The 12289-nt window shown below is 48.7% G+C and carries 11 protein-coding genes and 2 pseudogenes; 5 read left to right on the forward strand and 8 right to left on the reverse strand.

Annotated elements, in window-relative coordinates; genetic code table 11:
• Positions 1-952: pseudogene (locus M975_RS23145) on the forward strand (Eco57I restriction-modification methylase domain-containing protein); the annotation flags it as partial.
• A gap of 142 nt (positions 953-1094) precedes the next feature.
• Here M975_RS23145 and M975_RS21825 read toward each other — a convergent pair.
• Positions 1095-1346 (reverse strand): helix-turn-helix transcriptional regulator, encoded by a 252-nt coding sequence (locus M975_RS21825; RefSeq protein WP_064561984.1) that lies wholly within the window; start codon positions 1344-1346, stop codon positions 1095-1097.
• Positions 1347-1472: 126 nt separating this feature from the next.
• On the opposite strand from M975_RS21825, the gene M975_RS21830 reads away from it, so the two are divergent.
• The 4 genes from M975_RS21830 to fimZ all read left to right on the forward strand — a co-directional run bounded on the left by M975_RS21830 (position 1473) and on the right by fimZ (position 4933).
• Positions 1473-1736, forward strand: coding sequence for a helix-turn-helix domain-containing protein (locus tag M975_RS21830; protein ID WP_064561986.1), 264 nt, complete (start codon positions 1473-1475; stop codon positions 1734-1736).
• Positions 1737-2111: 375 nt separating this feature from the next.
• Positions 2112-2714, forward strand: coding sequence for a LuxR C-terminal-related transcriptional regulator (locus M975_RS21835; protein ID WP_064561988.1), 603 nt, complete (start codon positions 2112-2114; stop codon positions 2712-2714).
• 228 nt (positions 2715-2942) lie between these two features.
• Positions 2943-3734: a helix-turn-helix transcriptional regulator gene (locus M975_RS21840; protein WP_157093425.1), complete on the forward strand. Its 792-nt coding sequence runs from the start codon at positions 2943-2945 to the stop codon at positions 3732-3734.
• A 566-nt stretch (positions 3735-4300) separates the two neighbouring features.
• On the forward strand, positions 4301-4933 hold the full coding sequence (gene fimZ, locus M975_RS21845; protein WP_064561992.1) for a fimbria biosynthesis transcriptional regulator FimZ: 633 nt from the start codon (positions 4301-4303) through the stop codon (positions 4931-4933).
• Between the two features lie 76 nt (positions 4934-5009).
• Here the strand turns inward: fimZ and sfmF are convergent, their stop codons facing one another.
• The 7 genes and pseudogenes from sfmF to M975_RS23620 all read right to left on the reverse strand — a co-directional run.
• Complete coding sequence (gene sfmF / locus M975_RS21850; RefSeq protein WP_064561994.1) at positions 5010-5531, reverse strand: fimbria assembly protein; 522 nt, start codon at positions 5529-5531, stop codon at positions 5010-5012.
• Positions 5524-6528 carry a type 1 fimbria D-mannose specific adhesin FimH gene (gene fimH / locus M975_RS21855; RefSeq protein WP_064561996.1) on the reverse strand — a complete coding sequence of 335 codons (1005 nt, stop codon included), beginning with the start codon at positions 6526-6528 and terminating at the stop codon, positions 5524-5526. Before fimH ends, sfmF begins: the two co-directional genes overlap by 8 nt.
• Before the next feature lie 9 nt (positions 6529-6537).
• Positions 6538-9108: a fimbrial biogenesis usher protein gene (locus M975_RS21860; RefSeq protein ID WP_074388413.1), complete on the reverse strand. Its 2571-nt coding sequence runs from the start codon at positions 9106-9108 to the stop codon at positions 6538-6540.
• 31 nt (positions 9109-9139) lie between these two features.
• On the reverse strand, positions 9140-9835 hold the full coding sequence (gene fimC, locus M975_RS21865; protein WP_064561998.1) for a type 1 fimbria chaperone FimC: 696 nt from the start codon (positions 9833-9835) through the stop codon (positions 9140-9142).
• A 41-nt stretch (positions 9836-9876) separates the two neighbouring features.
• Positions 9877-10422 (reverse strand): type 1 fimbrial protein subunit FimI, encoded by a 546-nt coding sequence (gene fimI, locus M975_RS21870; RefSeq protein WP_064562000.1) that lies wholly within the window; start codon positions 10420-10422, stop codon positions 9877-9879.
• A gap of 59 nt (positions 10423-10481) precedes the next feature.
• A complete protein-coding gene (gene fimA, locus M975_RS21875) occupies positions 10482-11048 on the reverse strand; it encodes a type 1 fimbrial major subunit FimA (RefSeq protein ID WP_064562002.1) in 567 nt (188 codons plus the stop codon).
• 494 nt (positions 11049-11542) lie between these two features.
• A pseudogene (locus M975_RS23620) lies at positions 11543-11611 on the reverse strand (helix-turn-helix domain-containing protein); the annotation flags it as partial.
• Positions 11612-12289: the final 678 nt, after the last annotated feature.

The following is a 12289-nucleotide window of genomic DNA, read 5'->3' on the forward strand; positions in this document are numbered from 1 at the left end:
TGCAAGTAAAGGGGTTTTTATTCATGATGTTAAATGGTCTAACATCCTATTGAATCATGCTTTCCATCGGCGTGAAATAACAACCAATCTCATGACTAGTGGTATGAAGTGGAGTTCATTTCATCTCAATGATGAGGAAATGTCATTTATCAATTCTTTTAAGAGCAAAGTTAAGACGATATCGCACTACATTACCTCTAAACCAGGAATTGTAACTGCGGCGAATGATTTTTTTATAGTTAATAGCGATGTTAAAAATAAATACCATCTTGATAAATATGCAAAACCAATTATACAAAAAAGTGTATATGTTGGTGATCGCGTTAATTTGAATAGTGAACATGTTGTTAATATACAGAAATCAGGTTATCCCAGTTTTCTTCTAGATTTTGGTGATGAAGATAAAACCTTGAATAGTGGAGCGATAGAATACTTGAAACTAGGCGAGGAAAGGGATATTCATCTTCGCTATAAATGCAGAAATCGGCAGCCATGGTTTCGTATTCCTATTGTTCCTGTATCTGAGGCATTTATATTTAAACGTGTTTATAAACACCCTAAAATAATGAAAAATAGTGGTGATGTTTATACAACTGATGCGGCATATAATATTTCTCCTAAAGAAGGTACATGTATTAACTCTTTTATTTACTCAATGTATAACCCTCTCACATTATGTTTCTTTGAGCTTTATGGACGGCGATATGGTGGAGGGGTTCTGGAATTGATTCCTAGTGAGTTTAAAAGACTGCCATTACCTTATGTTGAAATTAATCCTCAGGAATTTGATTTATATTCAGACTATTTCTCTAATAAGAAATCAATTGATGATATATTAGCTAAGTATGGATATAATATATTAAAGGGATTTGTTACGAAGAAGGAGTATGGATTGTTGCTTGGCATATACAAAAAATTAGTTGACCGAAGGGTCAATATGAAAAGCATTTGACTTATTTAGAAACAAATCCACTTGCAAGATAGTGGATTTGTTCTTATTCAAATATAAGTATTCATTCTGAATGACATTTAACAATTGATATTCTAGTGCACTTACTGCAGTGGACTTTAAACTTAAATTATTTTTAAGGTGGTTACCTACCATTTCCGTAATAACCTATTACCACCTCAGCCAAATCATCTTCGACCGTATAAAAGTAACAAGCCGGAACTTTCAACACTTCTGCCAACTTACAAGCCAACGCAAAATCAGGCGTATGAATCCCACGCTCATATTGATTCATGCGCGCACTGGCTGTGGCTTCATCAATACCGGCAAGAATGCCCAACCGCTGCTGGGATAATCCGGCTTTAAGACGCGCTTCTTTTAAACGGTGCGGGAGCATGATGATCCTGAAAATTTGGAAACAGAATCACGATTTTGGTAGCTGCTAGTTGAAAATGTACTAAGTAATACTTAGTATTTGTGGCGATAAGTTGAACTGTTGACCTAAAACAAAGGAGTGGGTTAGATGGAAAGAATCGACATGCATCCGGCTGATATTATTGCAAAATTGAAGAAGCAGAATTCATCGCTTGCCGCCCTGTCTCGCCAAGCAGGTTTAAGCTCGTCTACGTTAGCAAATGCCCTTTCTCGACCATGGCCAAAAGGCGAGTTATTGATTGCAGGTGCGTTAGGAATTGAACCCTCGGAAATCTGGCCGAGCCGCTACTACGATAAGAATGGGAAGGTTATTGATCGTCAGAAATTAATGCGGTCAGCGAGAGTAAATTAAAATAATGTTGAGGCGCAATCTTTGCAGCTTGCGCCTAATCCCCCGCAACCACCCAGCCGGGTTCCCTTCCTAAATCCCCGGCTTAACAATCTTCTTCATCACTAAACTCCCGTTACTTCCACCACTGGACATAGATGCTGAGAATCAATTCCCGCGACTGGCAGTAGTAGCGATGCGCTGGAGATGGTGGTCAGAGTTTAAATTTAATAAGCACAAATAACAGACAAATTGTTTGGCGAATTAAAGCTAAATCGCCAGGAAAGCCCCTGGCGATAACTCATCCTCAACGACAAGAGAATTAAGTCGCAGGTCGTTCATTGATTATTAAATTTTCTCTATGATCCCGCTGAGATTTATTTTCCAAAGAGGATCTTCATGCTTACTATTGCAATACGGGAAAAAAATAGCCATTTCGCTCACGGCTTAAAAATTATTATTGAAAAGCTCTGCCAACGACGACACGAAAATTTTCACTTCTTAGCTTCAGAGCATCAGGACGTGGCTGACGTGGTATTTATATCCCTGGAAGAGGGCTGGATCAGCGCCGACTGCTATAAAATTCCGCAAACTACCCGGGCACAAAGGGTAATTCTTATTTGCCGCAAACAGGAGCACGAAAAGCTAATGTTTCGCCCCTGTCTGTACATGCTTCCCGTTATTTTTCGCGAAGATGAAATTGACGAAGTTGCCCGTAAAATCGCACACTGGACGGAGCCCGCAAGGCGTGGAAAAAACACGCGTGCGGTCCCGATAAACGTCTGTCACTACTGCACTACCCGACACTTCACAGTGGCAGAACGTGAGTTTCTCAGGCACACCGCCTGCGGCTATTCGCTGGCCGATGCCGCATTTCTGATGCATATTGATGAAGCTACCGCCACCCAGCATCGCCAGACTATTATGAGAAAACTCAATCTCCGCAATCAGTATGAATTAATTAATTTTATAAAAGCAAATCTGCTTTTTTTGTTGGCCTGATGGCTAATTTATTTATAGCCCATCGGTATTATAAATTATTCTACATTTAACAAGTTCTTGCCTGAAAAATAACCTTCATTAAGACATTTCCCATCCCCCATTAAGTGAAGACCAATATCAAAAAGTCTTTTATCCTGCCAAAATAACTTTCTTACGACATAATCAGAAACTGACGGGCTGCCAGTTTCTGATTATACCTTTTGTGCTCTTTACAGAGCGCTAAACAAAATGACTGTGAGTGAGCATTTGTATTTAGCTGCACGCAAAAGAAGATATCGTCGTAACAACAACGATGCTCCCCACCATTTAGACTGTGTGTCGATACCGATGGTCTTTGACCGTCTCGAATATTTACAGCAAAAGATCCAAACCGAGAGCCTGCACAAGCCCGTCGACATGGTACTGGTCACCCACGACAAGTACCTTTCACTGGCGTTGACTCAATATCTTTTTAAACGCCTCAACACGCGAGTTTGCGCCAGCCTTGCAGAATTGAAGAACTGGTTTGAGCAAACTCCGCTACCACACATTGTTATCGATCTGGACTGCGTGATGCAGCCGATCATTGATGTGCTGAATACCATACGCCGATGGCACTTAGAGCGGCCAGGGATCAACATTACCCTGCTGACCGCTAACCGCAGCCCGGAACAAACCTGTTTTATTGTTGCTGCCGCCGCCTGTCGGGTGATCGAACGCCGCCTTGAGACAGCGTTTTTATGCAGTTTATTGATGCAACAACCTTGTTCCGTGCCGCCGGTTCAGGCTTACTACACCCGCGAAAACGACACACTTTCCCACCGGGAGTGGAATATCCTGATGGAGGTCGCCAAAGGACATTCTTTAAAGCTAATAGCCCACACATTAAAGAAGCCTTATCACTATGTCGTTTATACCCAGGGAAGGGTGACCGCGCGCGTGGGTCTCAGCAGCCGAAAGTCGCTCATCCATCTGCTGCATGACTTATCGGTGACAACTTTCGGGGAAATAACCCAGGCTAACTTACTGAATTTCGAGTGAAAGCTAAGAAAATACTTATTTTCAATGTTTGTATTTTGTTAAATTAGATCATGTAATTAACAATTATAACTTTTCCTGGAATTGTCCGATCTCCTGCATAGCGCAGGTGCAACCGCTTTTTCTCGTGGCGAAGGGAATTATCTACTTAACAAATAATAAACACTTAACACTAAAGACTATTTTTATTTTTTAAAAAAACTTTTAAACTTAATATTTAAATTAGAGCGGAAGTTCTCTCCAGTTAACAATTCATCAGCCTTATGAGACAGAACTTAATATTGCCACTCCCCCCTGTCGGAAACGTCAGACTTTCTCTTATATAGTATGGATGTATAATCACACCTCCTATTTATCCATTGGAAAAACGTTCACAGCATAGTAATAAAATATGTTTATCATGGAGCCCATCGCTAATCAGAAATAAATAATTTAAAGGACGAAATAATCTTCAGGGAGAATCCTGCATCCACACAGATAAAAATAATCCTGACATCATTTCATAACTTTCGCTGCCAGTGACCTTGCGTCAACGCGATGTTTTCCTCAAACAATCCGAGGCAAAAAAAATGAAACCTGCATCCGTAATCATTATGGACGAGCATCCTATTGTCCGCATGTCGATAGAAGTGCTGCTACAGAAAAATAAAAATATCAGTGTCGTGCTGAAAACCGACGATGGCCATGAGGTCATTGATTATATGCGCACCCACCCGGTATCCCTGGTGATACTGGATATTGAGCTGCCGGGCATCGATGGCTTTACTTTACTCAAAAGAATCAAAAGTATACAGGAAGATACTAAAATACTCTTCCTGTCTTCGAAATCCGAGAGATTTTATGCCGGACGCGCAATTCAGGCTGGCGCTAACGGCTTTGTCAGCAAGAGAAAAGAGCAGGAAGATATCTTTAATGCGGTGGAAATGTTGTTAGCAGGATATTCGTTCTTTCCTTCTGACACGCTACATTTCATCAGCCACCCTAAATCACGCAAGGGTGATATTGATGATATGCCGCTATCTAATCGCGAGGTTACCGTATTACGCTATCTCGCTAATGGTTTATCAAATAAAGAAATTGCCGAGCAGTTATTATTGAGTAACAAAACAATTAGCGCTCATAAAGCCAATATATTTTCGAAACTGCAGGTTACTTCCATAGTCGAGTTAATCGATTATGCGCGGGTCAAAGAATTATTATAGATGGCTCGCCGCTGCAAACGAAAAAACCGGGAAGAAGATCCCGGTTTTTCCTTTTGAGTAATGAACATCCAGCAACTTAATAATAATTAATCATAAAAGTCGCATCCGCATCCGCTTTACCCGCATTTGGGTTATCCGCTATCGCAATGTAGTTGGCAAAAAAGATCAGCGAGGCGTTGCCGTTACTGTCTACCGCCACATCCTGGCTTGCCTGGTCCAGCGGCAACCGGGATTTATCTTTATCAAGCAGCTCTACCGCCACGTTGGTGGCGCTGCTTGTGTCATTGAGCGCCAGTAAATCCGGACTACCGGCGACTTTTTTACCTGAAAAAGTGATAGACGCCGAGCCCGGCGGGCAGCCGTTGAGCTTAAGGGTAAACGGCATACTCTGCGTGGTGCTGCCCGTGGTGCGAAGCTGTTTGGTGGGCCATGTGCCGAGCTGCACAGTTTTGTTGTTATCGCCCGTTTCCACGTAACAGCTAAAATCCACTACTCTACCCCGCAGCTCGATGTTGACCTCCCCGAGCGGAGAATCGGCCAGCGCGTTGCCCGCTACCAGCACGCCTGCCAGCGCAAATATCCTCACATTCTTAGTCATAGTCCACCCGCAAGTAGCCGCGCGCAGTAAACACTCCTTCCGCCGGTTTTTTCCCCGTCACGCTAACTGGCCACGCACGTATATTGACCCGTGCAGCCGCCGCGTCGTCGAGACGGAAGTTTATCTTGCTGGCCATGTTGTTCGGCGTGAGCGGAATGCCGCTGTCGTTTGCCACGATAAAGCCGACGTCGCTGTTATCGGAGACCATCATATCGCCGGAGAGTTTCTCCGCCTCGAGGCGCAGCGACAGATAGGCCTGCGCTTCGACGTTGGTGCACTTGATAGCCACCGTTTTGGTTTGCGGCGTCACGCTCTGCGGGCGGTTTCCTGCACCGGCCTGGCTGAATAACGCCGCCCCGATATCCCCAAAATCAAACTCAACGATTTGCCCGGCGTTGATTTCACAGGTCTGCGGCACTTCCACTTTGCCGCTGTAGCTAATGGTGTAAACCGGCGTGTTCAGCGGGTCGGTGTTGCGCGTGGTGACATACACCGTAAACATGGTCTGCTTAGGGATCGGCACCATATTGATAAAACGGCGCATCACTTTCAGGCGAAAAACCAAATTCGAGTCATTGACCGGGAACGGCTTCTGTTTAGAGACGTTCGGGTGACTCCCCATCTGGATGTAGTTGCGTGGGGGATAAAAAACGCCCGCGTAGCTGTCGGTTATCTTCATTCCGCCATTGAGATAATCATTTATCTTCAGATAGTTGTACCCATCCAACGTTTCCTGAACGGGCAGCGTGGTGACGTAGCTACGCATCGTGGTATTCCCGCTCGTGCCGGACGGACAGGTCGCGTTGACGCCGACCCATTGCGATTTCTCCGCAAGGGTCACGATTTGTCCCACCTGGTTGTTCGAACTGTTAAAGGTATTTGAAAGATCGTATGAGATCTCCGTCGGCACGCCGTTAGCATTCCGGCAGACCGTAGCATGAGCTGGAACCGCGCAGGCCAGCAGCACGAGCCCCAGCAGATAAACGTTTAATTTCATTTTCATATCCTATGAACAGGTGGCGGTTGCCATTACAACAGCCTGCTTCAGGCTCTCTTCCGGCAGCGAATAAGGTGCGAAGCACTGCGATCCTTTACCGTTACCCCACTGGATAAGCAATTTGCCTTTCAGAGGCAGGCCGCTGAGGTAGATTTGCCCTTCGTCACCCACCATGCTCGTCGCCCCGCTGGTTTCTTCGCGTACCACCGAGCCAAACGGCACCGGACGTGCACCGCGTTTCACGGTAATAATCGCCCGCACGCCGATTCGCGTACTGAACGCCGCCCGCACTAGCGCTCCCTGAGTAGGCACCACACTGCTGACGTTGTTTTCGATATCGGTGTGGTTATCCATCGAGTTGGTGTCCAGCGCGATGCGGTTGTAGCGATAGACCGTGGCGTATGGCATCACAGCGTAACCGCGCCAGTCGGTTTTCACGCCGGTCTGGTTTTCGACGTTCACGCCTGAGGCACCGGGCGCTTTGATGAGCACATTGGTATCGCCGAGCGGCTGGCTGAAGGTCACGCCATCAGCATGGCCAACGATGCCGCCGGACATCTGCCAGTTCAGATCGTGCTGGTCGCGGTCATAGTTGTAGCCGACGCCAAGCGTGCCGTAAGTTGCCTGCCAGTTCGCATTGGCGCTGCCGCTGTAACCGCTGGTACTACTGCGGCCCTGCGTCACGCTGTAGTTTAGGTTGCGCCCCTCAAGCAGAGTGCCGCCCACGCCGGTCTGGAAAGTGTTATCTCCAGCGGAGTTGCGGCTGGCTGCGAAGGTGGCATAAGCGCGATCGATCGCGCTGTCGCGCGAATAGCCGTGCCCCAGCAGCGTGCTGAACGGCACGGACAGGTTAAAAGCGACAATTCTGTCGGTATCATCAATCCCTACGGATTTGCTCCACGACGCCGAGACGGAATAGCTGATACCGCGCCAGCCGCTGGCATATCCTGCCTGATACCAGGTGTTGTTTCCGTCGGTCCCCCAGTAAGTTTGCTGGCTGCCGGAAACGTAGAGCGAGCCGTAGTCGCCCAATGCCTGGGAGATATTCACCTGGAAGCGCCCGCGCTTGCTGTAACGCAGGTTGTGATAGCTCTGCACCACCGGTTCTTTATGCTGATTGCCGTCCTGGTCTTCGTACTCATAGCCTTCCATATTTTTGTACGCCACTTCGTCGAGGGTATAGAAACCGCGTGTGGAGTAGCGATAGCCGAGCAGTTGGAAGTTGGTGCCGTAGTCGCTCAGTGATTTGGCGTACAGGAACCGCAGCGATTGGCCCTGATGCTCGCTGTCGTCGGCGAGTTTGCTGCGCGCGTGGGTCACATCCATGGAGATGGCCCCCCATTCGCCGAGGTTTTTACCCAGGCCCAGCGCGGCGGCGGTGTAACGCTCCGCGAGCTGCGTGCCGCCATAGGCCGTGTAGCCGTTGGGTAGACCGGCAATCAGCGTCGCCTGGGTGAAGAACGGCGTGTCCTGCTGGCTGTTGCCGCTGCGGAAATCCCCGGCCACAAGGTCGTACTTGAGCCGGCCTTCACGCTGTAAAAGCGGAACGGTGGAGTACGGCACGGAATACTTCTGCTGGCTGCCGTCTTTTTCTTCCAGCGTCACTTCCAGATCGCCGCTGGAGGAGGTCGGGTTCAGGTCGCTAATGGCAAATGCACCGGGCGATACGTAGCTCTGATAAATCACAAAGCCGTTCTGCCGGATGGTGATTTTGGCATTAGTCCGCGCGATGCCGCGCACCGTTGGCGCGTAACCTTGCAGGCTGTCCGGATACATACTGTCGGACGAATAAAGGCGTGCCCCGCGAAAGCCCAGGCTGTCGAAGACGTCGGTGCCGGTATTGCTGTCGCCCAGCACCATCTCGCCTTTGAGCGGGATTATCGTGCGCTGCAGGTAAGTGCTGATGTTTTTCCAGCTGTTTGTCCGGTAGCCGTCGCCGCTGGTGTAGCTCCAGGCGCCGTTGTTGCGCAGACGCCAGGGCCCATAGTTCAGGCCGCTTTGCAGGCTGAGATAATAGTTGTCGTCGTTGCTGCCACGGTTGCCCGTGAAGGAGTAGTTCGCCAGCATCGCCGGAATACCCTCATCCCACTGTTCGGGTGGAATATAACCGCGTGCGCTGTTTAGCAGCGAAGCCTGCGGAAGGCTGATGTCGAGGCGCAGTTTGGCAAAATCAAACGTGGTTTCCGCGCCCGGAATCGCTTCGTCCAGCGGTACACATTCACCGGCTTTGTATTTCACCAGGTCCGGGTAAGCGAGCATGTTTAGCCCCAGGCGTTTAAGCCAGTCCACGTCGAGACAGGGCGTCAGCCCGCCGGTTTTGACCGTTTCGCCCGGTCGCACAGCTGTTGCTTCAACAAAGCGCAGGTCTTCCGTTGCGATAAATTCCTCGTTGCGCCAGATGTCCACCCGATACTCGCCCGGCGCCTGATGGCTGCCTTTTTCAAAGCGCGATAAATCCGCCACGGCTGCGTCGTCCTCGGACAAAAAGCGCGGGTTAAAGTAGCTTTCCCCGGCGCTGATCCCCGGGCATAGGGCGGCCACGATCGTCGCCGCAAGCGGCATGAGCGACTTTTTCATCATTTCCCTGCATCCCTTTTGCGATCAGGTTGCATTACTGCATCCTGCCTGCCTGCACAGGCGTGACCGCACCGTAGTCATTCACGGTCTGGAAGGAGACGCTCCCCTGGGCATCCGCAGGTACGGCCACCTGCGCCACACTTTTCGGCGCAACCATGGTGTTCGGCAGCTTCTCTTTGCCGACTTTCAGGTTGACGGTGGAGACGTAATACGGCGAAGGATTGTAAATGCTCAGATGCTCGCCGCTGCGGCTGAATCGCACCTGCTTCAGCGCTTCTTCTGGCTGCATCTGTAAATTTTTCGGGCGCACAAAAAGTTTGATGCGCGAGAGAATGGCCAGTTGCAGCACGTTGCTGCTGTCGACGGTGTTTTTATCCACCGAAGGGATGGCTTTAACATTCATCCAGAAAATAGATTCACGGTCGACTGGCAGCGGTGGCCCGACGTAAATAATACGCAAGGTGTTTTCACTTTTCGGCTCGCTGACAAACAGCGGCGGCGTGACGATAAAACTTTTGTCTTTCGCACCGAGGTTATTTTCTACCCATGAGTTCACCAAATAACGCTCTTTGGTGTCGCTATTGGTAATAGAGAGTGAAGTCTGCTTTGCATCGGCGGGATAAATAACGCGCGTCGCGCCCAGGCCAATACCCCCTGCCGCCTGAGCAGAAAATGAGGTTAATAACAGACAAAGCACTGCGGCTACGCCCGATTTAAAAAGAGTATTCATCACGACAGATACCATCTAATTACAGGGTGAATAACGGTGACTCACGGATAAACCAGCGTGAACCAGACGTCTGAATGAATATTTCCCGGCTGCACATGTTCTGAAACCGAGCGGTAGCGGGCGGTGAAATGAAAAGTCATTTCCTGGGTTTTAATTGGGGCGAAATATCCCGGTGCAGTATTGGGAATAATAAGCTGCTGTTCGCTGTCAAATAAGGCAAGCCCAATTCCCGCACTGGCGTCGTTGCCATTAATACTGGTTTGCGCCAAAAAAACCTGTGGGTCTTCAACGGGTGTTGCCCCTTGAAAAGCGATGCCTACATGTTCCGAGACTTCAGCGAGACACTCGGTCAGCCGGATAGCAAAAGGGATGCTCATGGGCGCAAAGCTGCCGACATCCTGAAATAGAGTGCTGCGGTAATGCCCCATCTGCACGGTCATCTCCTGGCTTTCCGGCGCAACCGTACAGGCACCGTTCACCAGCATCCCTTGCATTTGCACTTTCCCGCCGTCAATCACCACTACCCGTTTCGCCAGTACCGGGCTTCCCACTGCCAGTAACAGGAGGAACAGGATTTTCCTTATCATGTCTGTCTTCTCAGCATTCAGCCTCTTCCGTGAGGCCCGGTTCATCCATGTACCTTTTGTTACTCGTATTTCATTACGAAGGTAGCGTCCGCGTTTGCCTGGCCCGCTGTAGCGGTGGCAGCTGTTGCTTTATAGCGCGCGGTGAACGGCAGGGTGTTGGTGCCGTCGGTCAAGTTCTGAGCGGTAGAGAAAGTTGCGCCGTCTGGAGTCAGCACTTTGGAAGCGCGGTCGAGGATTTCGATACCCACGCCAGAAGCGGTGGTGGAGTTGTCACCGGAGTTAATCGCAAGCAGAGTAGGATCGGTCGCGTCAGTCTGGCCCGCGAATGCAGCAGAAGCGGTCGCCGCTACGGTGCTGTCACAATCGTTCAGCACGATGGTGAAAGGGATCTGAGCAGAAGTATCACCGGCTTTGGTGAAGGACGCTGTGCGATACTGGCCCAGTTTTACAATCTGATCAGAAGACTGAGTGCTGACGGCACAGGCCGCATTCACCAGCTCACCTTTAAAGTGAACGGTACCGCCGTTAACGGTAACTGGGGTAGTGATTGGATCTTCCGCGTGAGCCACGCCGCTCATCAGGGCTATGCCAGCGACCATAGAAAGAGCGATTTTGCTGAATTTCATGAGTATTCCTTCAAGTATTTAGCGCACATCCGGATAATGCTTCCCTCATTATTCCGTTTGAATCATCATCGGCCTGCAAAAGGCCCGTTGAGAACTCCCCCATCCCTGTGGAGATAGTTAATTTACTATTCTTTAATTAAAGAGATTGCTGAAACGACACTCACCAGCCTGATAAACAAGCCAGTGCTCTCCGATAAAGCTCAGAAATAAATTTAATTAATCGAATATTAAAAACGCCATCTGGCGACGAGGGATAAATTAAAAGATATACGGGTTAAATAATACCCGCGAAATCTTTAAGTTTACTAAGCTCGGTCCTAATAACCCCTAAGAAATAACTGGTGCTTTAAACCTTAATTTCTCTTATTTAACGATCAACCAGAGTTAATTCAGGGCATTGCGCTGATTTATACCGCACCGATTTTCTTAGAAGTAAATTTGGATTTCAGAGAATGATGACTGCCCTCAGGACTTCGCTAGAGAACAAATTGGAAAGCGTTCGCCAGCGTAGATGAGCTCAAGCCAGTCGCTCGCGAAAGCGCTGCCAGCGACGTACCTTTCTTACATCAATAATCCCCGGCTTAACGATTTCCTTCTTTATTACGCTCCAGCCACCCATCACGCAGTCCACGAGCGGGTCGACATGTAGTGGTCAACAAAGACATCATCGCGCAGCGTACATATATATAGGTAAACCGGTTCGCATACGTTTCACAGGTTTGCGGTGTTTAAGCTGATAACACAACTGCGAATCGACGCCGGCCGAAAGCAGGTAGTACCGAAAGCCCGAAGTGTACTTATAAAGGAACGATGTGTGCGGGGGTCATCGTGGCTCGGCTGTAACAACTGTTCACTTGCGAGAAGCCGGATACATCCACGCGCGATGTTGCCGCCATCAAAAGCCTTGCACTCCATGTCACCAATTTCTTACGCCTTCTATATATAGAAGGAAGAACAGGAGATGGCATGTTTAAGGCAGATCTCGCGGTTAGGAACGAGAACCTCGGCTTCGCGAAGGATATAAATGAACGGTGAGGCAGAAAAATGCGCCTTCATGGAGCGTTTCTGGTGTTGCAGATGACGTTATTACTGACTTTGAGGTGAGTTTATCAAAGGGTACTCGATCAGTTTTGTGGATAACTTTGTGTGTAACTGCGTATAAGGTGGGGTTTTGCTGTGGAATGCAGCAGTCAGTCAAATTAACGCATATTTAGGGTTGCAGCCTCCGGAGAACTCCCTAT

It is taken from the genome of Buttiauxella brennerae ATCC 51605 (assembly GCF_001654925.1).
Taxonomy (GTDB): Bacteria; Pseudomonadota; Gammaproteobacteria; order Enterobacterales; family Enterobacteriaceae; genus Buttiauxella; species Buttiauxella brennerae.

Bases quoted from the DNA above. Each gene is read 5' to 3' on its own strand.
- M975_RS21860 (WP_074388413.1), bottom strand. From the start codon at position 9,108: ATGATGAAAAAGTCGCTCATGCCGCTTGCGGCGACGATCGTGGCCGCC.
- M975_RS21830 (WP_064561986.1), top strand. From the start codon at position 1,473: ATGGAAAGAATCGACATGCATCCGGCTGATATTATTGCAAAATTGAAG.
- fimA (WP_064562002.1), bottom strand. From the start codon at position 11,048: ATGAAATTCAGCAAAATCGCTCTTTCTATGGTCGCTGGCATAGCCCTG.
- M975_RS21840 (WP_157093425.1), top strand. From the start codon at position 2,943: ATGACTGTGAGTGAGCATTTGTATTTAGCTGCACGCAAAAGAAGATAT.
- sfmF (WP_064561994.1), bottom strand. From the start codon at position 5,531: ATGACTAAGAATGTGAGGATATTTGCGCTGGCAGGCGTGCTGGTAGCG.
- fimZ (WP_064561992.1), top strand. From the start codon at position 4,301: ATGAAACCTGCATCCGTAATCATTATGGACGAGCATCCTATTGTCCGC.
- M975_RS21835 (WP_064561988.1), top strand. From the start codon at position 2,112: ATGCTTACTATTGCAATACGGGAAAAAAATAGCCATTTCGCTCACGGC.
- fimH (WP_064561996.1), bottom strand. From the start codon at position 6,528: ATGAAATTAAACGTTTATCTGCTGGGGCTCGTGCTGCTGGCCTGCGCG.
- fimC (WP_064561998.1), bottom strand. From the start codon at position 9,835: ATGAATACTCTTTTTAAATCGGGCGTAGCCGCAGTGCTTTGTCTGTTA.
- M975_RS21825 (WP_064561984.1), bottom strand. From the start codon at position 1,346: ATGCTCCCGCACCGTTTAAAAGAAGCGCGTCTTAAAGCCGGATTATCC.
- fimI (WP_064562000.1), bottom strand. From the start codon at position 10,422: ATGATAAGGAAAATCCTGTTCCTCCTGTTACTGGCAGTGGGAAGCCCG.